The sequence below is a fragment of the Arthrobacter sp. MYb221 genome (genome assembly GCF_002979835.1).
Classification (GTDB): domain Bacteria; phylum Actinomycetota; class Actinomycetes; order Actinomycetales; family Micrococcaceae; genus Glutamicibacter.
Map to the genome: position 1 here is coordinate 340098 of NZ_PCPW01000003.1, position 26968 is coordinate 367065.

28 protein-coding genes are annotated in these 26968 nt (G+C 64.1%); 15 read left to right on the forward strand and 13 right to left on the reverse strand.

All coding sequences use genetic code 11. From position 1 onward, the window contains the following. Positions 1–8: 8 nt before the first annotated feature. The 6 genes from CQ015_RS06040 to hemE form a co-directional block, all read right to left on the reverse strand. Complete coding sequence (locus tag CQ015_RS06040; RefSeq protein WP_105649581.1) at positions 9–806, reverse strand: uroporphyrinogen-III synthase; 798 nt, start codon at positions 804–806, stop codon at positions 9–11. An 8-nt stretch (positions 807–814) separates the two neighbouring features. Then, on the reverse strand, positions 815–1789 hold the full coding sequence (hemC, locus tag CQ015_RS06045; protein ID WP_096284586.1) for a hydroxymethylbilane synthase: 975 nt from the start codon (positions 1787–1789) through the stop codon (positions 815–817). Continuing rightward, entirely contained in the window at positions 1786–2991 is a 1206-nt protein-coding gene (locus tag CQ015_RS06050) for a ferrochelatase (RefSeq protein WP_258137789.1), read from the reverse strand. Before CQ015_RS06050 ends, hemC begins: the two co-directional genes overlap by 4 nt. Next, positions 2988–3674, reverse strand: a complete 687-nt coding sequence (hemQ, locus tag CQ015_RS06055) for a hydrogen peroxide-dependent heme synthase (protein ID WP_096284654.1) — start codon at positions 3672–3674, stop codon at positions 2988–2990. The genes CQ015_RS06050 and hemQ overlap by 4 nt, the downstream gene beginning before the upstream one ends. A gap of 80 nt (positions 3675–3754) precedes the next feature. Further along, positions 3755–5335: a protoporphyrinogen oxidase gene (hemG, locus tag CQ015_RS06060; protein WP_105649582.1), complete on the reverse strand. Its 1581-nt coding sequence runs from the start codon at positions 5333–5335 to the stop codon at positions 3755–3757. A 117-nt stretch (positions 5336–5452) separates the two neighbouring features. Beyond that, the gene (gene hemE, locus CQ015_RS06065) at positions 5453–6508 is read right to left on the reverse strand and encodes a uroporphyrinogen decarboxylase (RefSeq protein ID WP_105568843.1); all 1056 of its coding nucleotides are present in this window, start codon (positions 6506–6508) and stop codon (positions 5453–5455) included. Positions 6509–6657: 149 nt separating this feature from the next. Between hemE and CQ015_RS06070 the strand changes: the two genes are divergently transcribed. The 6 genes from CQ015_RS06070 to CQ015_RS06095 all read left to right on the forward strand — a co-directional run bounded on the left by CQ015_RS06070 (position 6658) and on the right by CQ015_RS06095 (position 13451). Beyond that, positions 6658–7998 (forward strand): glutamyl-tRNA reductase, encoded by a 1341-nt coding sequence (locus CQ015_RS06070; RefSeq protein ID WP_105553010.1) that lies wholly within the window; start codon positions 6658–6660, stop codon positions 7996–7998. A gap of 134 nt (positions 7999–8132) precedes the next feature. Next, positions 8133–8756, forward strand: coding sequence for a TetR/AcrR family transcriptional regulator (locus CQ015_RS06075; protein ID WP_096284578.1), 624 nt, complete (start codon positions 8133–8135; stop codon positions 8754–8756). A 63-nt stretch (positions 8757–8819) separates the two neighbouring features. Then, positions 8820–9041: a DUF3107 domain-containing protein gene (locus CQ015_RS06080; RefSeq protein ID WP_096284576.1), complete on the forward strand. Its 222-nt coding sequence runs from the start codon at positions 8820–8822 to the stop codon at positions 9039–9041. A 101-nt stretch (positions 9042–9142) separates the two neighbouring features. After that, the gene (locus tag CQ015_RS06085; RefSeq protein ID WP_105553011.1) at positions 9143–10609 is read left to right on the forward strand and encodes an RNB domain-containing ribonuclease; all 1467 of its coding nucleotides are present in this window, start codon (positions 9143–9145) and stop codon (positions 10607–10609) included. A 266-nt stretch (positions 10610–10875) separates the two neighbouring features. Then, entirely contained in the window at positions 10876–12495 is a 1620-nt protein-coding gene (locus CQ015_RS06090) for a DEAD/DEAH box helicase (RefSeq protein ID WP_105553012.1), read from the forward strand. Between the two features lie 74 nt (positions 12496–12569). Continuing rightward, positions 12570–13451 carry a site-specific DNA-methyltransferase gene (locus tag CQ015_RS06095; protein ID WP_096284652.1) on the forward strand — a complete coding sequence of 294 codons (882 nt, stop codon included), beginning with the start codon at positions 12570–12572 and terminating at the stop codon, positions 13449–13451. On the opposite strand, the gene CQ015_RS06100 is transcribed toward CQ015_RS06095, so the two are convergent. Beyond that, positions 13436–14281 carry a PHP domain-containing protein gene (locus CQ015_RS06100; RefSeq protein ID WP_096284570.1) on the reverse strand — a complete coding sequence of 282 codons (846 nt, stop codon included), beginning with the start codon at positions 14279–14281 and terminating at the stop codon, positions 13436–13438. The genes CQ015_RS06095 and CQ015_RS06100 overlap by 16 nt on opposite strands. A gap of 66 nt (positions 14282–14347) precedes the next feature. Between CQ015_RS06100 and CQ015_RS06105 the strand changes: the two genes are divergently transcribed. Beyond that, positions 14348–15895 carry an aminopeptidase P family protein gene (locus tag CQ015_RS06105; RefSeq protein ID WP_105553013.1) on the forward strand — a complete coding sequence of 516 codons (1548 nt, stop codon included), beginning with the start codon at positions 14348–14350 and terminating at the stop codon, positions 15893–15895. A gap of 175 nt (positions 15896–16070) precedes the next feature. Here CQ015_RS06105 and CQ015_RS06110 read toward each other — a convergent pair whose 3' ends face one another. After that, positions 16071–16919 carry a general stress protein gene (locus CQ015_RS06110; protein WP_181150361.1) on the reverse strand — a complete coding sequence of 283 codons (849 nt, stop codon included), beginning with the start codon at positions 16917–16919 and terminating at the stop codon, positions 16071–16073. Between the two features lie 132 nt (positions 16920–17051). Here CQ015_RS06110 and CQ015_RS06115 point away from each other — a divergent pair, with 132 nt between their 5' ends. From CQ015_RS06115 to CQ015_RS06125, 3 genes are read left to right on the forward strand one after another with little or no spacing between them, the layout of a single operon-like run. Beyond that, positions 17052–18302 carry a magnesium transporter MgtE N-terminal domain-containing protein gene (locus tag CQ015_RS06115; protein ID WP_096284566.1) on the forward strand — a complete coding sequence of 417 codons (1251 nt, stop codon included), beginning with the start codon at positions 17052–17054 and terminating at the stop codon, positions 18300–18302. 47 nt (positions 18303–18349) lie between these two features. Next, a complete protein-coding gene (locus CQ015_RS06120; protein WP_096284564.1) occupies positions 18350–18958 on the forward strand; it encodes a DUF1003 domain-containing protein in 609 nt (202 codons plus the stop codon). Beyond that, positions 18955–20058 (forward strand): Mrp/NBP35 family ATP-binding protein, encoded by a 1104-nt coding sequence (locus tag CQ015_RS06125; RefSeq protein ID WP_105649583.1) that lies wholly within the window; start codon positions 18955–18957, stop codon positions 20056–20058. Before CQ015_RS06120 ends, CQ015_RS06125 begins: the two co-directional genes overlap by 4 nt. A 5-nt stretch (positions 20059–20063) precedes the next feature. Here CQ015_RS06125 and CQ015_RS06130 read toward each other — a convergent pair whose 3' ends face one another. Together CQ015_RS06130 and sigE are read right to left on the reverse strand one after the other, a co-directional pair. Beyond that, on the reverse strand, positions 20064–20456 hold the full coding sequence (locus CQ015_RS06130; RefSeq protein WP_096284562.1) for a sec-independent translocase: 393 nt from the start codon (positions 20454–20456) through the stop codon (positions 20064–20066). 67 nt (positions 20457–20523) lie between these two features. Continuing rightward, positions 20524–21147 carry an RNA polymerase sigma factor SigE gene (gene sigE / locus CQ015_RS06135; protein WP_255248371.1) on the reverse strand — a complete coding sequence of 208 codons (624 nt, stop codon included), beginning with the start codon at positions 21145–21147 and terminating at the stop codon, positions 20524–20526. Between the two features lie 141 nt (positions 21148–21288). Between sigE and CQ015_RS06140 the strand changes: the two genes are divergently transcribed. Next, on the forward strand, positions 21289–21948 hold the full coding sequence (locus CQ015_RS06140) for an O-methyltransferase (RefSeq protein ID WP_105553016.1): 660 nt from the start codon (positions 21289–21291) through the stop codon (positions 21946–21948). A 65-nt stretch (positions 21949–22013) separates the two neighbouring features. On the opposite strand, the gene CQ015_RS06145 is transcribed toward CQ015_RS06140, so the two are convergent. From CQ015_RS06145 to CQ015_RS06155, 3 genes are all read right to left on the reverse strand, one after another. Further along, positions 22014–22181, reverse strand: coding sequence for a DUF3117 domain-containing protein (locus tag CQ015_RS06145; RefSeq protein ID WP_096284556.1), 168 nt, complete (start codon positions 22179–22181; stop codon positions 22014–22016). Positions 22182–22306: 125 nt separating this feature from the next. Then, a complete protein-coding gene (locus CQ015_RS06150; RefSeq protein ID WP_105649584.1) occupies positions 22307–22651 on the reverse strand; it encodes a DivIVA domain-containing protein in 345 nt (114 codons plus the stop codon). A gap of 2 nt (positions 22652–22653) precedes the next feature. After that, on the reverse strand, positions 22654–23436 hold the full coding sequence (locus CQ015_RS06155; RefSeq protein ID WP_105649585.1) for a TIGR00730 family Rossman fold protein: 783 nt from the start codon (positions 23434–23436) through the stop codon (positions 22654–22656). Positions 23437–23613: 177 nt separating this feature from the next. Between CQ015_RS06155 and CQ015_RS06160 the strand changes: the two genes are divergently transcribed. From CQ015_RS06160 to CQ015_RS06175, 4 genes are all read left to right on the forward strand, one after another. Next, positions 23614–24345 carry an amino acid ABC transporter ATP-binding protein gene (locus CQ015_RS06160; RefSeq protein ID WP_219843920.1) on the forward strand — a complete coding sequence of 244 codons (732 nt, stop codon included), beginning with the start codon at positions 23614–23616 and terminating at the stop codon, positions 24343–24345. Positions 24346–24378: 33 nt separating this feature from the next. Then, positions 24379–25206, forward strand: a complete 828-nt coding sequence (locus CQ015_RS06165) for a glutamate ABC transporter substrate-binding protein (RefSeq protein WP_096284548.1) — start codon at positions 24379–24381, stop codon at positions 25204–25206. Between the two features lie 138 nt (positions 25207–25344). After that, complete coding sequence (locus CQ015_RS06170) at positions 25345–26022, forward strand: amino acid ABC transporter permease (RefSeq protein WP_096284546.1); 678 nt, start codon at positions 25345–25347, stop codon at positions 26020–26022. Beyond that, positions 26019–26939: an amino acid ABC transporter permease gene (locus CQ015_RS06175; RefSeq protein ID WP_096284544.1), complete on the forward strand. Its 921-nt coding sequence runs from the start codon at positions 26019–26021 to the stop codon at positions 26937–26939. Before CQ015_RS06170 ends, CQ015_RS06175 begins: the two co-directional genes overlap by 4 nt. The last annotated feature ends 29 nt before the right edge of the window (positions 26940–26968 follow it).

A 26968-nucleotide genomic window follows, 5' to 3' on the forward strand; every position in this document is an offset into this window, starting at 1 on the left:
ACTTCTTTCTAAAATTGATGATTCGCATTGTGCAAAAGTTCTTGGGCCGCGCGAGCTAAACCGGCGGGCGTCGGTTCCCCGGCGATGGCGTCAACGCGCAACCCGGCCGCGCGCAAGGCCGCGGCCGTAGGCTGGCCGATGGCAACGGTTTTCACCCGCTCGGGCAACCGGTCACCGGCTAGCTCCACGAATCGGCGCACGATGCTTGGTGCGCTAAACACCAGCAGATCCAGCCGATCCAGCTGCCCGGTTATCTCTTCCGGGGCGAGCACGCGAATTCCCGGTGGCGCCGGCACCGCCGTAAGCGGTGCTCCCCCGCTGCCGGCGGCAACCGTGCGGTAAGCCAGGACCTCGTGGACTTCATGGGCGCCGAGCCCGGCCGAGAGCGTCGAGCTGGCCAGGTCCCCATGCGGATAGAAGATCTTCTGCCCCGGTTCCAGCTGCCACTGGGCCAGCATTCCGGCCGCGGACTGCTCCGTAGGCACAAAATCCGCATCGAAGCCCAACCGCGCGCGGGCGGCCTTGGCGGTCTTCGTTCCCACCGCCGCCACGCGCAGCCGCGGCGGAAGCGGGCGTCCGGCCAGCAAGGTGGCGATCACCTCCACGGTATTCACCGAGGTGAGTACCAGCCACTGGTAGGAGCCCGCCGCCAGTGCCGCGACGCCGCGGGACAGCTCGCTGCGATCCGCGGGCCAGACGGTGTCGATCAGCCGGGCACAGCAAGATTCGATGCCCAGCTGCTCAAATTCCCGCACGGTAGCCGCGGCTCGCGCCGCGTCGCGCAGGATCAACGCCTGATAGGTCATGGTCGCAATTAGGCCAAACCTGCGACTACCGCCGCGCCGTCGGCGATCATCGATTCGGCCAGGCTGCGTCCAAGCTCGCGTGCCTCCGCTACGGTGGCCGCGCTTGCCCGGGCACTGCGGCGCATGGTTTCGGAGCCGTCCGGGTTGCAGGCGACCGCCTCCAAGACGAGCGTGCCGCCCTGAACCCGGGCCAGGGCGCCGATCGGCGCCGCGCAGCCGGCTTCCAAAGCCGCCAGCAGCGCACGTTCGGCCTCGACCTGCAGGCGCGTTGGCAGGTGGTCCAGTTCGGCCAGCGCCCGATCCAGGGCCGGGTGATCCGAGCCGGCGGCGCGCACCTCCAAGGCCAGCGCCCCCTGCCCGGGGGCCGGCAGCATGATGGCCGGATCCAGGTACTCGGTGATGTGCGCTTCCAGGCCGAGCCGGCGCATGCCGGCGGCGGCGAGGATGACGGCGTCCAGGTCACCCTGCACGCTGCGCCCCACGCTTCCGTCGTCATGGGTGGCGCCGGTGCCTTTCACCCGGCCGAGCCGGGTGGGCACGTTGCCGCGGATGTCGACGATCTGCAGATCCTGGCGGAAGGCCAGCAGCTGCGCGGCGCGGCGCGGCGAACCGGTGCCGATCTTCGCCCCTTCGGGCAGTTCGGCGAGCGTCAGCCCGTCGCGGGCGCACAGGGCGTCGCGCATGTCTTCACGTTCCGGGATGGCGGCCAGCACCAGGCCCTCGGGCTGCGTGGTGGGCAGATCCTTCAGCGAATGCACCGCCAGATCGCAGCCCGAATCCAGCAACCGCTGGCGCAAGGCGGCGGCGAAGACCCCGGTACCGCCAAGCTGCGAGAGCGGCCCGGTGATCACATCTCCCTCGGTCTTGACCAGAATCGTCTCCACCTGAAGCCCGGAGGCTTCGGCCAAGCGTGTGGCGGCCCACCCGGTCTGCGTGGTCGCCAGCGCGCTGCCGCGCGTACCTACACGAAAGCTCTCGCTCATGCCTGGGGCACCCCCACTTCGGAATCGACCGCAGCGATGGTCGGACGCAAGGAGCCGTCCAACGCGCGCTTTTCACAACAATTCGGGCGGCACACGTCAAACCATGGTCCACCGGCAACGGCGCTCATCCGGCCTGCGCGCAGCGCTTGGCCGTTGGCATCTGCCAGGCGCTCTTCGAGCAGATCGACCAGGCCCGAGACGAAAGCCCGGTGCGTTCCCGGAGTTGCGACCCGGCTAAAGGCCAACCCCAGTTCGGCGCAGCTGTCCTTGGCCTCGGTGTCCAGATCCCACAAGACCTCCATGTGGTCGGAGATGAACCCGATGGGCACCACCACGACCCCGGCCACCCCGGCGGCGGCGTCCTCGGCCAGCGCGTCGTTGATATCCGGTTCCAGCCACGGAACGTGCGGGGCCCCGGAACGCGACTGGTAGACCAGGCTGTGTTCCAGGCCCTGGGCCTCGGGAACGTTGGCCAGAATATGCTCGGCGACCGCACGGTGCTGGGCGGTATAGAGATTCTCGCTCGCCTGTGCGCGCAGCTGAGCAGGTCCCGCGGCGTCCGCGTCGGCCCGCGGAATCGAGTGCGTCACGAAGACGATCTTGATCTTGCCTTCGGCATTGTCCTTCGCCGCAAGTTGTTCGCGCACCTCGGCCAGCGAGGCCCCCAGCCCCTCGATGAAGGGCTGCACGAAGGCCGGAGTGTCGAAGAACTGGCGCAGCTTGTCAACTTCCAGCACACCCTCCAGCCCGGTATCGCGCAGTCCCATGCCGAGGTCTTCGCGGTACTGGCGGCAGGCCGAGTAGCCGGTGTACGCGCCGGTGCCCAGCAGCAGCACCTTGCGGTGCCCGTCCTCGGCGATCTGCTTCAGCGTGTCGTTGACGAACGGGTGCCAGTTGCGGTTGCCCCAGTACACCGGCACCTCGATGGAACGCGCGGTCAGTTCGGCCTGCAGGGCGGCAAGCAGCGCGCGGTTCTGCGCGTTGATCGGCGAGACGCCGCCGTTCTTGCGGTAGTGCACCGCCACCTCTTCGAGGCGTTCGTCGGGGATCCCCCGGCCTGCGGTGACATTGCGCAGGAACGGGATCACGTCCTCCTGGCCTTCGGGACCGCCGAAGGAGGAGAGCAGAATCGCGTCGTAGGCTTTCGGCGCCATCTTGCCGTTGGCGTCATAGCCGGTGCGTGGATCGAAATCCTGGGTCACTTCAAAACCTCGATGACCTCGGCGGCCGAGATGCGCCGTCCGGTGTAGAACGGCGTCTCTTCGCGCACGTGGTGGCGGGCTTCGGTGTAGCGCAGGTGGCGCATCATGTCGACCAGGTCGATCATGTCGTCGGCTTCGAGGCAGATCTGCCATTCGAAGTCGCTGAAGGCGAAGGCGGCAACGGTATTTGCCAGCACGTTCGGGAATTCGCGGCCGAGCATGCCGTGATCGCGCAGCATCTTGCCGCGGTCCGCCGGGTCCATGGTGTACCAGTCGGTGGTGCGCACGAAGGGGTAGACGGTCATCCATTCCTTGGCATCCAGGCCGCGGGCGAAGGCCGGCGAGTGGTCCTTGGCGAATTCGGCTTCGCGGTGCACGGCCATCGTGGAGTACACGATCTCGGTGCCGGCGAGCAGCGAGCTGCGGCGCAGCTGGCGCATCGAGGCCTGCAGCAGCTCGGCGGCCGGTCCGTGCATCCAGAGCATCACGTCGGCCTCTTCGCGCATCATCGACACGTCGTAGATACCGCGCACGGCCACACCGGATGCGGCAAGTTCGGCGACCAGCGAGTCGAAGGCCGCAACATCCGCCGCGCCTAGTTCCACGTTGGCGGAGCGCTTGAACACGGTCCACAAGGTGTAGAACATGGTCGGGTTTTCACCAGCGGCGTCGCGGTCTCGCATGACCGGTGAATTGTGCTGTACTTCGTAGCTCACTTAGTGCTCTCCTTGATCAACTGATCTATCTCATGCTTTAAAACTAGTTAGCGGGCGCTGATGGCAACTGTCCGCCGGGTGTGTCCGATGACTCGGGCCAACCCGGTGCCGGCAAGCCACGCGCCCACGAGGTCCAAACCGTCAAACTTCTCCACCGCCGAGTTCACCTGCGCCCGGCGTGCACTGGCGGCCTCGCCCTGCAGCGGCACCATGTCGTTGAAGCGCGACACGGCGCTTCCCACGACATCGTCCTGATGCAATTCAACACCGAGAATCTTTGAAGCATCTTTGACTGCCTGCGCAAGCAGCGCCTGCTCGTCTCCGGACTCGACCAGCGGCTCATGCTGCCCGATCCGGCCGAAGGACAGCCGCAGCACGTGGGTGCCCGGACCGGATTGCTCTGCCAGCCACGGCCATTTCGCGCTGGCATGGGTCATGGCCTTGGCCACCAAGGGCGCTTCCTTGGCCACGAGCGCCCCGGAACCGCGCGGCGCATCGTCGAGTTCTGGCTTATCGACCACGAGCACCACCAGGGCGATGGAATTGGCCTCGGCCTCGGCGCTGATGCGCTGCTGCTCTTCAAGCAGCGGGTTGAGCAGCTTGAGCGCGGATTGGGCCTCGGTGGCAATGACTACCCGGTCCGCGCCGAGCTCCTGGCCCAGGGTCTGCACGGTGTACGGCTGCGCGGCCCCGTCGTGATGGCGGATCTCGGTTACCGGCGAATTGCGCACCAGCGCCACCGAGGATTCCTGCAGCTGCTCGGTCAGCGTCGTCACCAGCGTGTACATGCCGCCGTCCAGGCCGGCGACTCGCGAACCTGCCGGGGCATCGCCCTGCAGCTGGGCCACGGCCTTGGCCAGCGATCCGGTTCGCTGCATTGCTTCGCGCAGCCCCGGGGCTGCGGCGTCGATGTCGATCCGCGCCGGGTCGGTGGAGTACACCCCGTTGACTACCGGGGCGACCAAAGCGTCAAGCACGCTCTGCCCCATGCGGTGGCGCACCACCTCGGCGAGCGAAAGCTTTTCCGTGGCCCACTTCTTGGGCATCGGCGTGACCAGATCGGCCGCGGCACGCACGGTGGCGGCCCGGCCGATGATTCGGCGCACCTCATCGCTGCGGATATTCGAGGGGATCCCCAGCAAGGAGCTCGGCGGCAGCGGATTAGCCTCGACGTTTTCGGCGTCCCCCTGGATCAGCCAGGCGCCGACCCCGGAGGTCTGGGCGATTTTTTCGCTCAGATCCAGCTCATCGAGGTATGCGCTGACGGTGCCGCCGCGCAACGCGAAAGACTCGGCTCCGGCGTCGAGGGCCAGGCCGGCGACCTCAACCCGGCGCAGGCAGCCACCGAAATTGTCCGAGGCTTCAAGGACCGTAACCCGGTATCCGGTCTGGCTCATTTCACGCGCGGCCACCAATCCGGCGATACCGCCGCCGACAACTATCGCGTGCGGTGCGGCAGCGTGCGGTGCGCTGTCTTTCGAGGCCCGGGTTTCCGCGGCCGCGCGGACCTTTTCCAGCAGGCGCAGGGCATGTGCTGCCGTGTCTCCGGCGAGATCACGGCGGATTTTTGCCGCCGGACGTGCACCTTGTTTGTCTGCCGCCGGGGCGTTGCGCTGATTCTTGGTCATGGGCGCTGCACCTTCCACCTTCAACTCGATGTTCCCCGCCGAACGGGACGTGCCGGGATTGCCGGCGCGTCCCGGAAGCGGAGATCTGTCTTTGAAACCTAGCCTAGCCCTGTGTGCCTAGAGCGAGTGGATTAGTTCAACCACTCGGGTGAGCACCGTCGGATCCGTGGTTGGCGGCACGCCGTGCCCCAGGTTCAGCACATGCCCGCGGGCCTTGGCGCCGCTGGCTACGACCTGGCGGACGTGGGCTTCGAGCACTTCCCAGGGGGCCGTGAGCAGGGCCGGGTCAATATTTCCCTGCACCGACACGCTCTGGCCCAGCCGCTCGATCGCGGTTTCCAGCGGGATGCGGTAATCCACGCCCACGGTGTCCACGCCGGAGTCGCGCATGGCGGTCAGCAATTCGCCGGTGCCGGTGCCAAAGTGGATTAGCGGCACGCCGGTATCGCGGACGAAGTCCAGCGCACGCGAAGAATACGGGGCGACGAACCGCTGATAATCCGGAAGGGACAGCGAACCGGCCCAGGAGTCGAACAGCTGCGCGGCGGAGGCGCCGGCCTCCACCTGGGCGCGCAGGAACTTGCCCGAAGCGTCGGCGGCCCAGCTCATCAGCTTGTCCCAGACCTCGGGTTCCGAATGCATCATGGTGCGTGGGCCGAGGTGGTCGCGGCTCGGCTTGCCCTCAACCATGTAGGCGGCCACGGTGAACGGTGCCCCGGCGAAACCGATCAACGGGGTGCTGCCCAGCTCGGCGACGGTCAGCGCCACCGCTTCGCGGATCGGGTCCAGGGATTCATCGGTGAGCTCGGGCAGATTGGCCACGTCTTCTGCGGTGCGGATCGGCTTGTCCAGGACCGGGCCGACACCGGGGACGATGTCCACGCCGATGCCCGCCAGCCGCAAGGGAATCACAATATCGGAGAAGAAGATGCCGGCGTCGACCTTGTGCCGGCGCACCGGCTGCAAGGTGATTTCGCTGGCCATCGCAGGATCCAGGCACGAGTCAAGCATGCTCACGCCTTCGCGGAGCTTGAGGTATTCGGGCAGCGAGCGCCCTGCCTGGCGCATGAACCACACCGGGTGGTGGCTCGGTGTGCGACCGGTCAGGGCCTGGATCAATGCGGAATCGGAGGTACGTCCATCAACGAAGGGATGGTTCTGCGACAGAGTCATGATTCAATGATGCCAACTCTTGCAGGTAAAAGCCCATTTGTGCCGTTCACCCTCAGGGGAAGGTGAGCAACATTACGGGCCAAAACCCCCATCAGTTAGGTTCGCCTGCGTTGTTTAGCTGCCCTAATTCGGCCTATTCTTGGAACATTGTGGTTTTCTTATCTCTTGTCGCATCGCATTCACAGCTCGATCTGGAGACCGTGGCGCAACTGAGCGCTTCGGCCAGCGGGCTAGCCGCCGCTTCCATCAATGGTTCGGCGGCTATCAACGGTGCCGTGGTGCTAGCCACCTGCAACCGGTTCGAAGTCTATGCGGATGTGGAAAACGTCGAAGATGCCACCGAGCATCTGGTCAATGAACTTTCCGCGCACACCGAGCTGTCCGCGGACTTCCTCGCCCGCCGGCTGACCACCCTGGAAGGGGAACCGGTAATCGACCACCTCTTCTCCGTGGGCGCCGGCCTGGACAGCGCCGTGGTGGGCGAACGTGAAATTGCCGGTCAGGTCCGTCGCGCATTGACCCAGGCCCAGCAGGAGAAAACAGCCACGAGCAGCCTCACCCGGCTCTTCCAAAACGCCACGCGCGCCGCGAAGGATGTCGGAAGCAGCACCGATTTGGGCTCCCAAGGAAAATCCGTCGTTTCGGTGGCCTTGGATCTCGCCGAAGAGCTGATGGATGGCAGCCGCAGCTGGCAAGACCAGGACATCGTGCTTTTCGGGACCGGATCCTATGCGGGCGCCACCATGGCGCTGCTGAAGGAACGCGGCGTCAAGCGCATCAGCGTGTACTCCCACTCGGGCCGGGCCACGGATTTCACCGATAAGCGCGGCGGCTTCCCGCTGAGCGAGCAGCACCTGACCCAAGCCCTGCGCGAAGCCGACGTCATCGTCGGCTGTTCCGGCGGTGGAAACCGTTTGGAAAGCCATACCTTGGAGGAACTGCGCGTTGAGGGCCAGCCGCTGATAGCCATCGATATGGCGTTGACCCACGATTTTGATCCAACCATTGCGCAACTGGCCGACGTTGAGCTCATCACCCTCGAATCGGTTCGGATGGCAGCGCCCAACGACCAGGCTCTGGCCGTGCACGACGCCACCAGGATCGTCACCAAGGCCGCCCGCGAATTCTCCGCCGCGCAGCGCGAGCGCGAAGCGGACCACGCCATTGTGGCGCTGCGCGCCCACACCAAGACCGTATTGGACGCCGAAGTAGCGAAGGTCCGCGCGCAGCACGGATGCACCGCCGCGGCCGAAGAAGTGGAACTAGCCATGCGCCGGATGATGCGCCAGCTGCTCCACGTGCCAACCATGCGGGCCCGCGAGTTGGCGGCCGAAGGCCGTACCGACGAATATGTGGCAGCCCTCGAAACCCTCTACGGGCTGGATCTCTCCGGTTCCGCGGCCACCGCGCCGGCCAAGCCGGTGCGTGTCGACGCAGAATCTGCAGATAACGCCGCCTGCCCGGTACTTCCCTTGGAGCAAAGCGCTTAAGCACTTCAGACACCCCGCCGTCGCTGGCGATATTTTCGGCGCGACATGGAATACTACTTGCAAGTAGGTGGTGGTTTTACGGGCGGAGCATTCGCCGGCAACCACCACACGCAGCAGGTTGAAAGGTCTACATCATGGCGGAACTCGGGGAAATCAAGAATCCACGCACCCAGCGGATGCCTCGCGAAGCGCGCCGCCGCCAGCTGCTGCAGGCAGCCCACCAGGTATTCGTAGCCCACGGCTACCACGGGGCTTCGATGGACGAGATCGCCGAGGTTGCACTCGTCTCCAAACCGGTGCTCTACCAGCATTTCCCCGGCAAGCGAGAACTTTATCTGGCCTTGCTCGATTCGCATCTGGCCGATTTCACCAAGCTGCTGGATGACGCAATCTCCTCGACAAACGAAAACCGCCAACGCGTCTTCGAAACGATCAACACCTATTACCAGTACATCAAACGTGAGTCGCAGGCCTATCGGCTGATCTTCGAGTCGGATGTGCTCTCCGATCCGCTGGTCGCCGCACGCATTGAAGAATTCAACAATGCGCTGGCAACTTCGATTTCGAAGGTTGTTGTCAAAGATACCGACCTCGACGAGGACGAAGGGTTGCTTGTGGGGCGCGCCTTGGCCGGCCTGTCCCAGGTTTCGGCACGATATTGGGCCACCAGCGGCGAGCCGGTGGACCAGGAAACCGCAGTCGACCTGATCTCGCGTTTAGCTTGGCGCGGAATTTCACGGTTCCCGAAGGAAAACTAGCTAGATTTGTTTCAGAGGCCCCTGACGGGACTCGTAATTCTTTCGAGAGGATCATTGACAATCATGGAAATCCGGATTGGCATTCAGAATGTAGCCCGCGAAGTCGTGCTCGAGTCCGAGCTGAGCAACGCCGAAGTGAACGAGCTGTTATCCAAGGCGATCTCCGAGGGTACGATGCTATCGCTGAAGGATCCCAAGGGCCGCGAAGTGCTGGTCCCAGCGGCCGGTATCGCCTATGTTGAGGTTGGTCCCGAAGAGGCCCGCCGCGTGGGCTTCGCCCAGTAAGGCAAACTTTCCTGCGCTAGCGTGGCCGCCCCCGGCATTTGGGGGCGGCCACGCTGCGTTAATCGTGGTTTGAATCACTCTTCTGTGATAATCCTAGGTGTGTGACCAATCCACGAATCCACAGCCCCCGCAAACATGCCGCAGCGAATCTGGACGAGCTGCTGCTCGCCTTGGAAAGCGAATTGGGGGTCCCCGCGCCCTTCGACGAGCAAACCCTCAAAGCTGCCCAGGAGGCAGTCGATAACTTGCGGGCACCGGAACACGACGACACCGCGCTGCCGTTTTTCACGATCGACCCCGAGGGTGCCACGGATCTCGACCAGGCCATGTACCTGGAACGAAAAGACGACGGCTACCTGGTGCACTATGCGATCGCCGACGTTCCCACATTCGTCGCCTTGAACTCAAAACTCGATGAGGTCACCAGGGAACGCGGACAGACCTACTATCTGCCGCAACGCAAGATCAACCTTCACCCGCCGCTGATTTCAGAAGATGCCGGTTCCTTGCTGCCCGGCGCGGTCCGCCCGGTATTCCTGTGGCTTATCACGCTGGATTCCGCGGGGGCCATCACCGACGTGCAGCTGCGCCGCACCACGATCAAATCCCGGGAAATGCTGGACTACGCCTCCGCGCAAGCGAAGCTGGACTCCGGCCACGGCGGGGAGCAGCTGGAGCTGCTGGCACAAATCGGCGCGGTGCGCATCGAGCAGGAACGCCTGCGCGGCGGCGCCTCGCTGAACCTTCCGGATCAAGAGGTCGAGCCCGACAATGGCGGCTACAAACTGGTCAGCCGCCAGCCCTTGCCGCTGGAAGACTATAACGCGCAGATTTCCCTGCTCACCGGCATGGCCGCCGCCCGGATCATGCTCGATCACGGCACCGGAATTCTGCGCACCATGCCGGCCCCGGATGAGAAGGACCTGGCAGAATTCAAGGAGCAGACCAAGCTGCTGGGACACCCCTGGGATGGACAGCTTAACTACGGCCAGTATCTGCGCACCCTAGACGTGAATGATCCGCGGCAGCTGGTCATCATGCATCGGGCCGCCTCGCTGTTCCGCGGCGCAGACTATGACGTGATCAACGGGCAAAACGAAGACGAGATGGAGCAGGCGGCGCTGGCCGCCCCCTATGCGCACACCACCGCACCGTTGCGCCGCCTGGTGGACCGCTTCGTGCTGCTGTGCTGCTTCCTGCAAGCCAATGCCAAGCCCATCCCGGACGAGTTGCGCGAAGCGCTGGAGCAGTTGCCGGGGCTGATGCGGGAAAGTTCAATTTCGGCGAATCAGATCTCCCGGGCGGCCATCAACCTGATCGAGGCCTACGTCCTGCAGCACCGGGTCGGCGAGAGGTTTGAGGCCATCGTGTTGCGCGAGGCCACCGGAGCGCACAATGGCGATCCCGCCTCGACCGAGGCCAAGGACCGCCCCGGAAACCTGCAATTGGTCACCGAACCGATCACCGGGCAGTTCACCGGAAGCGCGGCACCAGGCACGCTGGTCACCGTCACGCTGCGTTCGGCGGACCCCGCCACACGCAAGATCATGTTCGACATCGTTGGCTAGCGCCCCCGGCCGACGGGAATCCGGCGCGGAGAGGCTATGCTTGGGCTATCACTATTTAGGATGCCCGGTCGCACCGTGCTGAACGAAGAGAACAGTTTCGTGGTGACTTCCCAGCGGTCACCATTGCGACATCCGCCCGTGCGGCGGTTGACGTGTATGACGCGATCGGCTCCGCTGGACCCGCACCGGCAGGTGCCGGCCCCCTGGAAGCTCAGGGCTGGCAGCACCAGTTCCGGTGCCACAAATGAAACGAGAACACACACATCGTGACCGACACGACGCTATCGACCGAACAGGTCGAACTCCCCGAGCCAATTGATACCGCCGACGTAGAGGTTCCCAAGCAGACCTTCGCCGAGCTCAAGGTCCGCGAAGACATCGTCGCTTCGCTGCTCGAAGCAGGTATTGAGTACCCATTCCCCATCCAGTCGCTCACCCTTCCGGTGGCGCTCGGTGGCAACGACATCATCGGCCAGGCGAAGACCGGTACCGGCAAGACCCTGGGCTTCGGCATCCCCGCGCTGCAGCGCGTCATCCGCGAGGGCGACAAGGGCTACGAGAAGCTCGAATTCCCCGGCGCCCCGCAGGCGCTGATCGTGGCTCCGACCCGCGAGCTGGCCATTCAGGTCGGCGCCGACCTGGCGCAGGCTTCGAAGCACTCGAATATCTCGATCACCACCATCTACGGCGGCCGCCCGTACGAGGAGCAGATCAACGCGCTCAAGGCCGGCACCGACGTGATCGTCGGCACCCCGGGACGCCTGATCGACCTGAACCGCCAGCGCGTGCTGAACCTGAAGCAGATCAAGACCGTGGTCCTCGATGAGGCCGACGAAATGCTGGATCTGGGCTTCCTGCCCGACGTGGAGCGCATCCTGGCCGCCCTGCCGCCGCTGCGCCAGGCGATGCTGTTCTCGGCGACCATGCCGGGCGCCGTGATCACCATGGCCCGCCGCTACATGTCCCGCCCGACCCACATTCGCGCCACCGACCCGGGCGACGACGATTCGCTGACCAAGCGCAACATCCGCCAGCTGGTCTACCGCGCGCACAACCTGGACAAGGACGAGATGGTGGCCCGCCTGCTGCAGGCCGAGGGCCGCGGCAAGACCATCATCTTCACCCAGACCAAGCGTTCGGCGGCCAAGCTCACCGACGAACTGATCGACCGTGGATTCAACGCCGGCGCCCTGCACGGGGACCTCGGCCAGGGGGCCCGCGAGCAGTCGCTGAAGGCCTTCCGCGCCGGGAAGGTCGAGATCCTGGTCGCCACCGACGTCGCGGCCCGCGGCATCGACGTGGACGACGTCACCCACGTGGTGAACCTGCAGTGCCCGGATGACGAGAAGACCTACCTGCACCGCGTGGGCCGCACCGGCCGCGCCGGCAACACCGGCATCGCGGTGACCTTCGTGGACTGGGATTCGGTGCCTCGCTGGTCGCTGATCAACAAGGCGCTGGGCCTGAATGTGCCCGAGCCAGTCGAAACCTACTCCTCCTCCCCGCACTTCTTCGCCGACCTGGACATCCCCAAGGGCACCAAGGGCCGCTTGCAGCGTGCAAAGAAGACCGCCCCGGCCGAGGGCGACGGTTCCCCGCGCCGCGACCAAGCCGAGCGCACCGAGCGCACCCCGCGCCGGCGCAGCACCGGTGGCCGCAGCCGTACCCGCACCGTCGAAGGCGAACAGTCCGGCGATCAGGGCGCCAGCCGCCACGGGCATTCCAAGGGCAAGCAGGACCGCCCGGCGCGCGAGGGCGAACGCCACCGCCAAACCCACCAGCACGAGGAACAGCCAGCTGCCGGCACCGACTCCGAGCAGGAATCGCGTGCGCGCCGCCGGCCCCGCCGCCGCACCCGCAGCACCGAAGGTGGAACGCAGGACTAATTAGTTCTCCGTTTTCATTCTTCTTCCGAAAGGATTCAGTACCAACGGTGCTCGCTCAACCAGAGGATTCCACCCTGCCCGAAACCGGAGCGCCCGCACTCACCGCGGGCGCTCCGGCGCAGGAAAATACCGTACTGCACGGTGACAATGTGAAGGCTTTGTCGGAACTGCCCGACGGGAGTTTCACGCTGATCTATGTCGACCCGCCGTTTAACACCGGCCGGAAGCAAACCCGGGCGCAACGCACCATGGTGCGGGCCGCCGAGGGCGAAGGCGATCGGGTGGGCTTCAAGGGTCTTTCCTACAACACCGAGCTGGGGGCCGCGCGCTCCTATCACGACAGCTTCGATGACTACCTCAGCTTCATCGAGCCCCGGTTGCACGAAGCCCACCGGTTGCTTGCCGAAGACGGCACGCTCTATGTGCATCTGGACTACCGCGAGGTGCACTACGTCAAGGTGCTGCTGGACCAGATTTTCGGGCGCGAGAACTTCCTGAACGAATTGATCTGGGCCTACGACTACGGTGCCCGCGCCAAAAGCCGCTGGCCGGCGAAGCACGACACCATCTTGGTATACGTGAAGGACCCGAAGAAGTACCACTTCGATTCGGCCGAGGTGGACCGCGAACCGTATATGGCTCCCGGTCTGGTGACTCCGGAGAAGCGTGCCCTGGGCAAACTGCCCACCGATGTCTGGTGGCATACCATCGTCTCTCCGACCGGCAAGGAGAAGACCGGCTACCCGACGCAGAAGCCCGAAGGGATCCTGCGTCGGATCATCGCCGCCTCATCGCGCGAAGGCGACTGGGTGCTGGATTTCTTCGCCGGCTCCGGGACCACCGGTGCGGTAGCCGCGAAGTTGAATCGGCGCTTCGTGCTGATCGACCAGAACGCCGAGGCCATCGAGGTGATGCGTTCCCGCTTGCCGGAAACCACCGCCTACAAAGAGGCCTGAGCTCCGGTTCCCGCCGCAATAATTCGATCCAGCATGTCCGGCTCGGTGAGATTCTCACCGAGCCGGTTCAGTTTTCCGGCCCCATGGTAATCGGAAGAACCGGTCACGATCAGGTCGTATTGCTTGGCCAGCCGGGCCAGGAAGCGCTTGCCTTCCGCGCTGTTGTCCCGGTGGTGGATCTCCACCCCGGCCAGTCCCACATCGATCATCTCGTGGAAGGTCGCTTCGGGCACGACCCGTCCGCGCAAGGCGGCCGCAGGGTGCGCGAAGACCGGCACTCCCCCGGCTTCCAGGACCAGGCGCACCGCGTCGCGCGGGTCGATGGCCGGGTGCCCCACGTAGTAGCGCGAGCGCGCCGAGAGGATATTGGCGAAGGCCTCATTGCGGCTTTCCACCACCCCCGCGGTGATCAACGCGTCGGCGATGTGCGGGCGTCCCACCGTGGCGCCCGGCTGGCAATGCTCGGAGACCAAATCCCAGCTGATCGGAAAATCTTCGGCGAGCCGATCCACGATGCGCTGGGCGCGGATGACCCGGGAGTTGCGCGAAAGATCCAATTCATCGAGCAACGGCTGATAGCCGGGGTCCTGCAGATAGCACAGCAGGTGCACGCTGATTCCCTGATGGTCCTGGCAGGTGATTTCCATCCCGGGGACAAAACCCACACCAAGTTTCGCCGCGGCCTGCCGCGCCTGGCCCCACCCGGCGGTCTGATCGTGATCGGTCAGCGCCACCACATCCAATCCGGCGTGCTGCGCGGCCGCGATCAGTTCGGCAGGCGGTTGCGTCCCATCCGAAACATTTGAATGGGTGTGCAGGTCAATTCGCATATCCCTAGATTAGCTGGCCTACTGCTACTTTGCCCGGATACCCGAATCGGTGACACACTAAGTAGTATGACCAATCAAGTTTCTTCGCCTTCGGGCAACGACCAGCCGCTCGAAGATCGCGTCAACAACCGTTCCCAGCGTCCCACCTCGGAAGCATTCAAGAAGTTCATGGCTTCCTCTTGGGCGCCGGACACCTCCCAGCTTCCCGCAGCAGATCCTGCCGCAAGCTTTGCAGCCACCCGCCGTGCGGCCCTCTCCGCGCACTACCCGGGCGAACGCCTGGTCATTCCGGCCGGCCCGGCAAAGGTCCGCTCGAATGATACGGACTACCGTTTCCGCCCGCATTCGGCCTTCGCGCACCTGACCGGTTTGGGCGTGGACCACGAACCCGATGCGGTCCTGGTGCTGGAGCCAACCGACGACGGGGCCGGGGACCAGGGCGGCAACCACGCGGCCACCTTGTACTTCGCGCCGATGGCGGGCCGTGACAGCTCGGACTTCTACCTCGACTCGCGCGCCGGAGAATTCTGGGTGGGCCCGCGTCCCACGCTGAGCACCATGTCCGCCCGCACCGGCATCTCCACGCAGTCGCTGGATCTGCTGGAAAATGCGCTGACCAAGAACTCGGGACCGCAGGCCCTGGGCGGGATCCGCATCCGCCTGATGCGCGAGATCGACCTGAACGTCGAGGCGCTGGTCGATACCTCGCGGATCAACACCGGACAGGATCTGGAGGCCAGCGATGCGCTGGATAACGAGCTCGCCGAGTTCGTCTCCGAGCTGCGCCTGGTCAAGGACGAGTACGAACTGGCCGAACTGCAGAAGTCTGTGGATGCCACCATCGCAGGCTTCGAAGACGTCGTGCGCAACCTGGATGCCGCCATTGCCCACCAGCGCGGGGAACGCATCGTGGAGGGCACCTTCTTCGCCCGCGCCCGCCTCGAGGGCAACGAACTGGGTTATGACACCATCGCCGCCTCGGGCAACAACGCCACGATCCTGCACTGGATCCGCAACACCGGCGAGGTCAACGAGGGCGAGGTGCTGCTGTTGGACGCCGGAGTGGAAGCCGAGTCGCTCTACACCGCGGACATCACCCGCTCCCTGCCGGTCTCCGGGAAGTACACCGAGCTGCAGCGCAAGGTCTACCAGGCCGTGCTCGACGCCGCCGATGCAACCTACGCCGCGGTCCGCCCGGGGCTGAAGTTCCGCGACCTGCACCTCATCGCCACCACCGTGCTCGCCGAACGCCTGCAGGATTGGGGGCTGCTCCCGGTCTCCCTGGAGGAGGCGCTGTCCCCCGAAGGCCAGCACCACCGCCGCTGGATGCCGCATGGCACCAGCCACCACCTGGGCCTGGATGTGCATGATTGCGCCCAGGCCCGTGCGGATCTCTACCTGGACGCGGAACTCGTCGAGGGCATGGTGTTCACCATCGAACCGGGCCTGTACTTCAAGAATGAGGACCTGGCCATCCCGGAAGAGTACCGCGGGCTGGGCGTGCGCATCGAGGACGACATCCTGGTCACCGCCGATGGTGCGGTGAACCTCTCCGCTGCCCTGCCGCGCAAGCCCGACGAGGTCGAGGCGTGGATGGCAAAGCTGCGCGGCTAGTCCGCCAGCGGTCATTGCACAGTTGCCAGGGGCAGCCGGTTTCCACCTCGGAAGCCCGGCTGCCCCTGGCTTTTGGCTTCGCCAGCTGCCTCTCGCGCACCAGCGGGCAAGCAAAAACCCGCCACGCTGCTCCGCTCGGTGCGGAAGACTTCGTGGCGGGTTTGCTGCGCTTCGGTTACTGCTGCTTGGTCTCTTTGTCGGATTCCTTGGCTTCGGCCCGCGGCTGGTCCGCCGCATCCGGGGCGGCTTCGCCGGAGGGCGGCTGCACCGCATCCTGCTTCACCGTCGGCTCGGCCTGCGCCACATCCTGCGCCTCGGGCTGCGCCGGCGCCGCGGGCTTCGGCTCGTCCACGCGCACACCATAGCGCGGGCGGCCATCTGGCAGGTCGCCGAATTGGCTGGTCGGTGCGGGCGCTGCTTCCGTTGCCGGAGCTGCCGGAGCCTGCGTCGCTGCGGGCGGCTGTACTGGCTGCGCCACCGGGGCAGTGGGCGGCTGTACCGGCTGCGCTGCCGGCGCGGTGCCCGGTGCCGGCTGCGGACGCATCGGCAGCTGGGCGGCCAGCTGCCGGGCGGTCTGCGAATGCTCGAAGTCCACGACCACGTCGAAGCTGGTCGCCACAAACTTGCTCGAGGAGGCGAAGTCGCGCTTGCCCCGGCGCATCGAGTAGGAAACGACTCCGGCGATCATCCAGATCGCCATGCCCAGCCCGATGGCCGAGAGGATCTGGTACAGGCCGGTTCCGCTGCCGCCGAAGAGCGAGAGCAGCAGGCCCACGAAGAGGCCCATCATGCCGCCCTGGGCCGCGCCGGACAGCGCCACCTTCGGGTAGGAAAGCTTCGCGGTCACCCGTTCCACGGTGCGCACGTCATTGCCCACGATGCTCACGGCGGAGACCGGGAAGTTGTTATCTGCAAGATAGTCGACCAGTTTCTGGGCATCCAGATAGCTGGTGTAGCGCCCAAGCAGTTCGCCACGGGGCAAACCGTTGGGGCTGATTGAATTTACTCCATGCGGCGAGGTCATACCTATATTGTGCACGCTAATACTGTGAGTGGGCCCAGTTGTACACCCACTATCGCTGAGGGTGAAAGAATCCTGTGCCGCTTCGTGGCCCAGCACACCGCCAACGGCCCCTTTGCACGCTAGGCTAGAACGGTGAGCGCACACGTTTCTAAAATCTTTGTCGCCCGGCTCCTCGGGCTGGACGTCTTCGACCCCTTGGGCGATCGCCTGGGCCGGCTACGCGACGTCGTCGTCGTTTCGCGCGGCCCGCAGCGGGCCCCGGCCTGTGTCGGCGTGGTCGTCGAAGTTCCGGGCAAACGCCGCGTCTTCGTGCCGATGACCCGGATCCAGTCGATGGAATCCACCCAGGTCATCTGCTCCGGACTGGTCAACATGCGCCGCTTCCAGCAGCGCGGGCAGGAAATGCTCGTCGTCGCCGAAATGTTCGACCGCACGGTCACCTTCCTCGATGCCTCCGGGCGCGGTTTGATCGAGGACGTGGGCCTGACCCAGACCCGGCGCGGGGACTGGGAGATCAACGAGTACTTCGTCCAGCGTCTGGAAACCACCAGCACGCTGCTGGGCCTGCGCACCCGCCGCCGCAACAAGGTGCTGGTCTCCTGGGAGGAGATCCGCCAGGGGGCGCAGAGCGAACCGCAGTCCGCGGATAATTTCGTGGCCACCCACGATGAGATGAAGGCCGCCGACTTCGCCGACGCGCTGCATGAGATGACCGGCAAACGCCGGCTGGAAGTCGCTGCGCATCTGCAAGATGACCGGCTGGCCGACGTCTTGCAGGAGCTGCCGGACCGCGAACAGGTCGAAATCCTCTCCGCGCTCAGCCTGGAGCGCGCCGCGGATGTGCTCGAGGAGATGGACCCGGACGACGCGGCCGACCTGCTCGCCGAGGTGGAAGAGGAGACCAAGCACCAGCTGCTGGAGCTGATGAACGAGGAGGAGGCCGAGGACGTCCGCCGCCTGCTGGCCTATCCCGAAGGCACCGCCGGTTCGGTGATGACCCCGGTGCCGGTGATCCTCACCCCGGAATCCACGGTGGCCGAGGCGCTGGCTTCGGTCCGCTTCGAAGAGATCAGCCCGGCGCTGGCCTCCACGGTCTATGTGGTGCGCCCGCCGCTGGAGACCCCCACCGGCCGCTACCTGGGCCAAGTTCACATCCAGGCGCTGTTGCGCGCCGCTCCCCCGGAGCCGCTGGGCGATATTCTTGACAAGGAACTTGAACCGATGTCGGACCTGTCGAGCATCACCGACGTGGTCCGCCATCTGGCCACCTATAACCTCACCTCGGTGGGCGTGGTCAACAACGAGGGGCGGCTCGTCGGCGCCATCACCGTCGACGACGTCCTGGACCACATTCTTCCCGATGACTGGCGCTCGGCGGATTAGGCCGGCAAGCTTCAGCATTCTCGATCAGCAGCAAAGGAGTTCACCGGATGGCCGAACAGCGCAAGAGCAACGGGCTGGATACTCCCCTTTCGGCACGCAGCCGGTTCTGGCCGAAATTCTCCCCCGATCCGGACCTCTTCGGTTCGGCGACGGAGAAATTCGCCCGCTTCATGGGCACCCCGCAGTTCCTGTTCTACATGACGATCTTCTGCGCCTTCTGGCTCGTCTGGAATACCGTCGCCCCGGCCGCCTGGCGCTTCGATGACGCGGCCATCGGCTTCACCGCGCTGACCCTGATGCTCTCCTTGCAGGCCTCCTATGCGGCCCCGCTGCTGCTGCTCGCGCAGAACCGCCAGGATGACCGCGACCGCGTCTCGCTCACGGAGGACCGCAACCGCGCCGAGCGCAATCTCTACGACACCGAATACCTCACCCGGGAGCTCGCCTCCCTGCGCCTGGCCATGCGCGATGTCGCCACCCGCGACTATGTGCGTTCCGAACTGCGCAATGTGCTCGAAGAACTGCTCGAAACCACCGACGGCGAAGACCTGCATCTGCGCGCCAAGCGCAAGAACAAGCACAGCAATCCGTCCACCGGATTAATCGACACGGTTGATTCCAACCGCTCCCAGCATCGGAAGGCAAACCCCAAGTGACCCAATCCGCGGACCTGCACCGCGCCCTTGAATCCGTAATCGACCCGGAGCTGCGCCGCCCCATCACCGAGCTGGGCATGGTGGCTTCCGCCGAACTGGTCGAGGGCACCGCGCAGGTGCGCATCCTGCTGACCATCGCCGGCTGCCCGATGCGTTCGACCATCGAGGCCGACGTGGCCAAGGCGGTGGGCGCGCTGCCCGAGGTGGCGGCGGTGAACGTCGTGCTGGATGTGATGGACCCGGTCCAGCGCGCCGAGCTGCGCGCGAAGCTGCAAGCCAAGCGCACGGTATTCTCCGACCCGGATTCGCTGACCCGGGTGATCGCGGTGGCCAGCGGCAAGGGCGGGGTGGGCAAGTCCTCGATCACCGCGAATCTGGCGGCCGCCATGGCCGCGGACGGGCTGAAGGTCGGACTGATCGATGCCGACGTGCACGGCTTCTCGATCCCGGCGCTGATGGGCATCACCGGGAAACCGACCCGTGTGGACGAGATGATCCTGCCCCCGGTGGCCCACGGGGTGAAGGTCATTTCCATCGGCATGTTCCTGGACTCGAACCAGCCGGTGATCTGGCGCGGGCCGATGCTGCACCGCGCGCTGGAACAGTTCTTGACCGACGTGTACTTCGGGGACCTGGACGTGCTGCTGCTGGACCTGCCCCCGGGCACCGGGGATATGGCGATCTCGGTTTCGCAGCTGCTGCCCAATAGCGAACTGCTGGTGATCACCACCCCGCAGTCCACCGCGACAGCGGTGGCCGAACGCGCCGGAACCATTGCCTTGCAAACCAAGCAGCAGGTCATCGGCGTGGTGGAGAATATGAGCTACCTGAGCCTGCCCGACGGCGGCAAGATGGAGATCTTCGGAACCGGCGGCGGGCTGCGGCTGAGCGAATCGCTCAGCGAACAGCTCGGATATCCGGTGGAGCTGCTCGCCCAGCTGCCGCTGGAAGAGGCGGTGCGGGTGGGCTCGGATCGAGGGGTCCCGGTGGTGCTGGGCGCCCCGGAGTCGCCGGTGGCAGGTTCCCTGCGCCAGCTGGCGCAGAAATTAGGGCAGCGGCCGCGCGGGCTTGCCGGGCGATCGCTGCCAATGTCCTTCTAGAGGTTCTAGGTGGCTTCCGTGTCAAAGGGGGCCAGCTCGTCGGCCGCCAGCGGTTGCTGCTTGGCGGTCTCAACGGCCGTTCGCACCGGGGCCTGCGCGGGGTGCGGCGGCGCCTTGGCCGCGTTCACCGCCTCGTCGAATTCATCGACGAGCGCTTCCTTGATGATCCGCCGCGGATCGTACTGCCGCGGGTCCAGCTTGCGCCAGTCCATGTCTGCGACCTCGTCGCCGACCTCTTCACGCAGCTGCTCCTTGGCGCCATTGGCCATGCGGCGTAGTTCCTTGACCAGGTTAGCCAGTTTTTTGGCGTACTCCGGAAGCTTCTCGGGACCCAAGATCACCACTGCGAGGATGGCGAGAATGATGAATTCTCCGCCATTGATTCCAATTAACTCCACGTATGAAAGATTACCTTGTCGGCTTCGAATGGTCGAAGTCACCGCGCCACGGCGGATGACTTATGCGTCAGCCCTGCTTGGCGGTGCGCAGCCCCAACGGGATGCGCGGCAGGCTCACGGTCAACGGGGCGCGGTTGGCCGGGTTGCGGTGCGCCAACGCGTCGCGCAGCATGGCGCGCCCACGGTGGATGCGCGACCGCACGGTGCCCAGCTTCACATTCAGGATCTGCGAGACTTCCTCATAGGAGAAACCCTCCATATCGCACAAGACGATCGCCGCCCTGAAGTCGGGGGCGAGCGCCTTGAGCGCCTTGGCCACATCGACGTCCAGATTGTTGAATTCGAAGTCCCGCTCGGGGGTGACCGCGTTGCTCGGGAAGCGGTCCTCGGCGCCCTCGGCAAAACGGTCAAAACGGATTTTGGACTTGCGCCGCGCCTGGTCGAGGAACAGGTTGGTGGTGATGCGGTGCAGCCATCCGCCCATGGTGCCGGGCGTGTACTTCTCCAACGCGTTGAACGCCCGCACGAAGGCTTCCTGCGACAGGTCCTCGGCATCCTGGCGGTTACCGGTCAGACGGTACGCCAAACGGAAGACCCGTTCGCCATGGTCGTGCACCATGGAGTCCCATGAGGGGGTCTCGGTTTCGGGGCCGTCCACGGGGGCAATTAGCTGGCTACTTGCAGTGTTCACTCTTCAATTGTGACCCGGAAAGCTGAGCTGAAGCTAAGAATCGCCTGCGCACCTGCCAGCAGTTCGTCCAAGATCGGCCCAACTCGGTAGGTACGATGGTCTCCGGACCACCCGACAGACAACCCCAAGGACCTCACACTCATGCCTTCGATGAATCCAGAACTCCTCGCCAGCTGGGGCTTCAGCCAAAACCAGCTGCCCGAGCGCGATCATGTGCTTGCCGCACGCGAGCGGGCCGCGGATCTTGGTGTTCGATGCATCGATCCGGCCGGGCGCTCGATGCTCGCCTTGCTCTGCACCCTGCGCGCCCCGCACAGCATCGTCGAGATCGGCTCCGGAGTGGGTGTCGCCTCCATGGCGATGCTCGAAGCCATGGGCGCCACGGGGACGCTGACGGCCATCGAATCGGATCTGGAGCATGCCAACGCCATGCGCCAGGGCCTGCGCGAAGCCGGAATCCTCTCGGCGCGCGTGCGCATCATCAACGAGCGCGCCGAAAGCGTGCTCTCCCGCTTGGCCGACCACGCCTATGACCTGGTGCTCATCGATGCCAGCGCGGAACTGCTGCTGGACTACGTGGCCGAGGCCAAGCGCCTGGTGGGTCCGGGCGGAGTGATCGTGCTGAATAACGCATTCGATGAACACCGCCTCGCGCGTCCCGCGGTACGCCGCGCCTCCACCGTCGCCACCCGCGATGCGCTGCGCCTGCTGCGCGAGGACCCGAAGCTGCAGACTCACCTTTTCCCCAGCGAGCAGGGATTGTTCGTCGCCACGGTGCTGTCCGCACCTAAAGCGCGCTAGCAGCGCGTTCGGCGGGTAGAAAAACCGAGGGCCGGCATCTTGCCGGCCCTCGGTTTGCTAAAGAATTATTCGGTGACCCCAACTAGACAGTTACGCAGTTCAGTTGCTTCCGCACTGTTCAGCTCCACCACCAGACGACCTCCGCCGTCGATTGGCAGTCTCAAAATCAGGCTTCGACCCTCTTTGGTGACTTCCATCGGCCCGTCGCCGGTACGTGGCTTCATCGCAGCCATATGAGCTGTTCCCTTCGTCCGTGGCTAACGCGCGCAACATTTTTTGCCTTGCGCACAACCCAATGTCTAAGTCCACCTTCTGCGATGATTCGTCGCTGATAAGGGACACTTATCTTCTATTATTGCTAATTTTGCGTCGTGTCGCTAATCACACGCCGGGACTCCATGTCACGAACTGTATTTTCCAGTCGGGTGATCTCGGCAGCCAGCACATCAAGGGTGTCGTCTACTTGATCGCAGCGGTAGCCGCGCAGCCCCAGCGAGAACTTCACGGAGTCAATATCGTTGGCGCGCGGATGCTCCGGCAACAACACAGGCGGCAACGACGCTTCATGCTCCACGAGCCCCACAATTGGCTCGCTCGTGGATTCGAAATGCCGGCCGGCCGGAACCGATTTCCGTTGGCTTGAAATCAGCAACGCCACGCCGCCCACGGCCAGGATTGCCAGTGCTATGAGAAAAAATGGCATGGCTAGCTCCGGCTCGATTGCTTCTTTTCCAGGTCCTCCACCATATTACGCAACACGATGTCCACGGCTTCGTCGGGATCGTCGGTGAGGTGGAAGAGATCCAGGTCCTTTGGTGAAATGGCGCGTTCCTTGGCAACCACATCCGTCAGCCAGTCCACCAGCCCACCCCAATATTCGGTGCCAACCAAGACAATGGGGAATCCGGTGATCTTCTGCGTCTGCACCAAGGTCAATGCCTCGAAAAGCTCGTCCAAGGTGCCAAAACCGCCAGGCAGCACGATGAATCCCTGCGAGTACTTGACGAACATGGTTTTGCGCACGAAGAAATAGCGGAAGTTGATGCCGCGGTTCACCCAGGAATTCAGCCCGGTTTCGAAGGGCAGTTCGATCCCCAGCCCCACCGAGGAGCCTTCCGCATCGCTGGCACCCTTGTTGGCAGCCTCCATCGCGCCCGGGCCGCCACCGGTGATGGTGATTACCCCGGACTGGGCTAGCCGTTGCCCGATGCGATAAGCCTGCTTGTAGTACAGGCTGTCCGGATCGGTGCGCGCCGAACCGAAAACCGACACCGCTGGTCCCAGCCCTGCCAACGAACCGAAGCCAGAGACGAATTCCGATTGGATGCGCAGCACGCGCCACACATCGCTATGCGTGACGTCTTCCTGCGGACTCTCCAGCAGATAGCGGTCAAGTTGCTCGGCTGGCTCTTTGTTCGGCCAGCTCGCTTCAACGTGGACCTTGCGCCCTGCATGCGCATTTTCTTCGCTTTTACGCTTATGGACCATGACCTCACTCTATCGGTAACCACCCAGCATCCAGCGCATTGCCCGATGCACGATTACGGAACAGTTTGATAACAACTTTTTGTGACGCATTCGTAGCCTCGCATTATGTGCGTCACATGAAGTAATGTCTAGATTATGAAAAGCGATCAGCAAGCTCAAGCTTCTTCTGACGGCCCCATCGTTGAATTGACTGGGGTCAACAAGCATTATGGGGCACTCCATGTACTGAACGACATCAATCTTCAGGTCACCAAGGGTGAGGTTGTAGTCATTCTCGGACCTTCCGGTTCGGGCAAGTCGACGCTCTGCCGCGCCATTAATCGTCTGGAGACGATTGACGACGGCAAAATCAGCATCGATGGCAAGATCCTGCCCGAGGAGGGCAAGGCGCTGGCGACGCTTCGCGCCGATGTGGGAATGGTTTTCCAGTCCTTCAACCTCTTCGCGCACAAATCCATCCTGGAGAACGTGACTCTCGGCCCGATCAAGGTCAAGGGGCTGAAGAAGGCCGCGGCGGACAAGCTCGCCATGCAGCTCTTGGAGCGCGTGGGCGTCGCCAACCAGGCCGGCAAATTGCCGGCTCAGCTCTCGGGCGGCCAGCAACAGCGCGTGGCAATTGCCCGTGCGCTGGCCATGAGGCCGAAGGTCATGCTGTTTGACGAGCCGACCAGTGCGCTGGACCCGGAAATGATCAATGAGGTGCTAGACACCATGGTCGGGTTGGCCAAGGAAGGCATGACCATGCTGGTGGTGACCCACGAGATGGGCTTCGCCCGCAAGGCCGCCGACCGAGTGATTTTCATGGCCGACGGGCAGATCGTCGAGCAGGCCACTCCGCACGAGTTCTTCACCAACCCGCAGAGCGACCGTGCCAAGGACTTCCTGGGCAAGCTCATTACCAACCACTAATTCCATCACCGCATTCTGTATTCAGGAGGAATCATGCGTAAGAATCGTTTAGGCGCTGTCGCTGCAATGGCAGCCGTGGCGGCTTTGGCCCTCACTTCATGTGGCGGCGGGAGCGGCGAAGGCGATGCCGAGAGCATCCGCATCGGCATCAAGTTCGACCAGCCGGGCCTCGGCTTCAAAGACGGCAACAACTACACCGGATTCGATGTAGATGTTGCCAAGTACGTTGCCAACGAGCTGGGCTACGCCGAGGAGAACATCGAATGGGTTTCGGCCCCTTCGGCGAACCGCGAAACCATGCTCCAGAATGACCAGGTCGACATGATCTTCGCAACCTACTCGATCACCGAGGAACGCAATAAGGTTGTCGACTTCGCCGGACCATACTTCGTTGCAGGCCAGGATCTGCTGGTGGCCACGGATTCGGATATCGCCAGCCCTGAAGACCTCAACGGCAAGAACCTGTGCTCGGTCACCGGTTCCACCTCGGCCCAGAAGGTGAAGGACAACTACGCCGAGAACACCAACCTGCAGGAGCTTCCGGGCTACGCAGAATGCGTGACCCAGATGGGCGGCGGCACCATCGACGCGGTGACCACCGATGACATCATCCTCGCCGGTTTGGCGGCCCAGCCTGCCTACCAGGGCAAGTTCAAGGTTGCCGGTGCACCGTTCTCCGAGGAAAACTACGGAGTGGGCCTTCCCGACGGAACCGACAAGTGCGGCGACATCAACGCGGCGATCACCAAGATGATCGAATCCGGCGCCTGGGAAGAAGCCTTGACGGCAAACACCGAGGGCACCGGCTACACGCCGAACTCGGAAACCAACCCACCGGAACTCTCGGATACCTGCGCTTAGCAGCATCCGTAGCAAAGGGGCCAAGCGCATTGCCCTTGGCCCCTTTGCACACCTTCATGTTTCGCGGTGCCCCTTGCAGCGGGCACCACACCCATAGCCGCTTGGCCGCAGGTGCGGCCATCGAGATAGAGGCTTGCAGTGGACAACTATCTATCGATATTCACTGAATACGACGTACCCGGAGCATTCTGGGTCAACATCCAACTAACTTTCTGGGCCGCTCTGGGCGCCCTGCTCCTAGGCACGGTACTTGCGCTCCTTCGCATTTCACCGGTCGCCAGCTTCCGTGCGATAGGCGCCAGCTATGTGAACCTCATCAGGAACACTCCGCTGACGATCATCATCCTCTTCGGAGTGCTGGCGCTTTACGGGCAATTGGGCTTCAACCTGGGTGGAGATTTCCAGGGGAACTTCTTCCGCTTGGCGGTCATGGGACTTGCCCTCTACCACGCAGCATTCGTCTGCGAGGCCATCCGCTCGGGCGTGAACACCGTGCCGCTGGGGCAGGCCGAGGCCGCTCGCGCCATCGGGCTGAGCTTCTTGCCTGCGGCCCGCGAGGTCATCTTGCCGCAGGCCTTCCGCGGCGCAATCGTCCCGTTGGGCAACACCTTGATCGCGCTGATTAAGAACTCGACCGTAGCAGCCGTCGGCTCGGTGGCAACCGAGGCCTCCTCGACCATGAAGACCATGATCGAATTCCGCGCGGACATCGTGATCCCGATCTTCCTGACCTTCGCCGTCGGCTTTGTGATCATCGTGATCCCGGTGGGTCTGCTAACAACCTGGCTCTCCAAGAAACTGGCGGTGGCACGATGAGCGCCTCGATTCTCTTTGACACCCCGGGTCCTAAGGCCCGGCGAAACATCCTGGCCATCAACGTCGTCGGCGCGCTGATTGCGGCCGGACTCCTGGCTTGGATCATCTTCGGGCTGGCCAACAAGGACCAGATGCAGCCTTCCCAATGGGATGACTTCATCGAAGGCAGCACCTGGGCCAACTATCTGCTGCCGGGTCTGCTGAACACGCTCAAGGCCGCCGTGCTGGGCATCGTCGGCTCGGTGATCTTCGGCCTGATCTTCGGCGTCGGACGGCTTTCGCAGAACAAGCTCATCAACGGGTTCAGCACCGTTGTCGTGGAATTCTTCCGCGCCGTGCCGGTGCTGCTGATGATCGTGTTCTTCAACGTGTTCTTCTCCCGTTCCCTGCAACTGCCCGGAGATACCGCGCTGTGGGCTGTGGTCGCCGCACTGGTGTTCTACAACGGTTCGGTGGTCGCCGAGCTGGTGCGCTCCGGCGTGCATAACCTGCCCAAGGGGCAACGCGAGGCAGGCATTGCGATCGGCCTGACCCGCGGGCAGTCATTGCGGTTCATTGAAATCCCCCAGGCGTTGGTGGCCATGCTGCCGGCCCTGATCGGGCAGTTCATCGTCATCTTGAAGGACTCGGCCCTGGGCTACATCATCAGCTTCAACGAGCTGCTGTTCTTCGCACGCACCTACTCGTCTCCCAACGGCAACGTCCTGCAGGCACTGATCGTTGCCGCGGCGATCTTCATCCTGATCAACTTCACCCTGGGCAAGATTGCCGAGATCGTCTCGCGCCGTCTGGGCAGCAGGGAGAAGAAGGACAAGACCGGCGGCCAGGCCCCGCAGGCTGCAGTCGTCGGAGCTCCCTCGGTATTGCCGGTGGAACCAACTCCGAACGCCGAGGACGAACCGAATCCTCGGAGCTAGTCGGATTGCTCCTCGCCAGCAGTTGCCTC

What these genes read in the sequence shown, in the direction of transcription:
- CQ015_RS06040 (WP_105649581.1), bottom strand. Translation starts at nt 806, where the DNA reads ATGACCTATCAGGCGTTGATCCTGCGCGACGCGGCGCGAGCCGCGGCT.
- hemC (WP_096284586.1), bottom strand. Translation starts at nt 1,789, where the DNA reads ATGAGCGAGAGCTTTCGTGTAGGTACGCGCGGCAGCGCGCTGGCGACC.
- hemQ (WP_096284654.1), bottom strand. Translation starts at nt 3,674, where the DNA reads ATGCGAGACCGCGACGCCGCTGGTGAAAACCCGACCATGTTCTACACC.
- hemG (WP_105649582.1), bottom strand. Translation starts at nt 5,335, where the DNA reads ATGACCAAGAATCAGCGCAACGCCCCGGCGGCAGACAAACAAGGTGCA.
- hemE (WP_105568843.1), bottom strand. Translation starts at nt 6,508, where the DNA reads ATGACTCTGTCGCAGAACCATCCCTTCGTTGATGGACGTACCTCCGAT.
- CQ015_RS06075 (WP_096284578.1), top strand. Translation starts at nt 8,133, where the DNA reads ATGGCGGAACTCGGGGAAATCAAGAATCCACGCACCCAGCGGATGCCT.
- CQ015_RS06080 (WP_096284576.1), top strand. Translation starts at nt 8,820, where the DNA reads ATGGAAATCCGGATTGGCATTCAGAATGTAGCCCGCGAAGTCGTGCTC.
- CQ015_RS06100 (WP_096284570.1), bottom strand. Translation starts at nt 14,281, where the DNA reads ATGCGAATTGACCTGCACACCCATTCAAATGTTTCGGATGGGACGCAA.
- CQ015_RS06105 (WP_105553013.1), top strand. Translation starts at nt 14,348, where the DNA reads ATGACCAATCAAGTTTCTTCGCCTTCGGGCAACGACCAGCCGCTCGAA.
- CQ015_RS06110 (WP_181150361.1), bottom strand. Translation starts at nt 16,919, where the DNA reads ATGACCTCGCCGCATGGAGTAAATTCAATCAGCCCCAACGGTTTGCCC.
- CQ015_RS06120 (WP_096284564.1), top strand. Translation starts at nt 18,350, where the DNA reads ATGGCCGAACAGCGCAAGAGCAACGGGCTGGATACTCCCCTTTCGGCA.
- CQ015_RS06140 (WP_105553016.1), top strand. Translation starts at nt 21,289, where the DNA reads ATGCCTTCGATGAATCCAGAACTCCTCGCCAGCTGGGGCTTCAGCCAA.
- CQ015_RS06145 (WP_096284556.1), bottom strand. Translation starts at nt 22,181, where the DNA reads ATGGCTGCGATGAAGCCACGTACCGGCGACGGGCCGATGGAAGTCACC.
- CQ015_RS06150 (WP_105649584.1), bottom strand. Translation starts at nt 22,651, where the DNA reads ATGCCATTTTTTCTCATAGCACTGGCAATCCTGGCCGTGGGCGGCGTG.
- CQ015_RS06155 (WP_105649585.1), bottom strand. Translation starts at nt 23,436, where the DNA reads ATGGTCCATAAGCGTAAAAGCGAAGAAAATGCGCATGCAGGGCGCAAG.
- CQ015_RS06165 (WP_096284548.1), top strand. Translation starts at nt 24,379, where the DNA reads ATGCGTAAGAATCGTTTAGGCGCTGTCGCTGCAATGGCAGCCGTGGCG.
- CQ015_RS06175 (WP_096284544.1), top strand. Translation starts at nt 26,019, where the DNA reads ATGAGCGCCTCGATTCTCTTTGACACCCCGGGTCCTAAGGCCCGGCGA.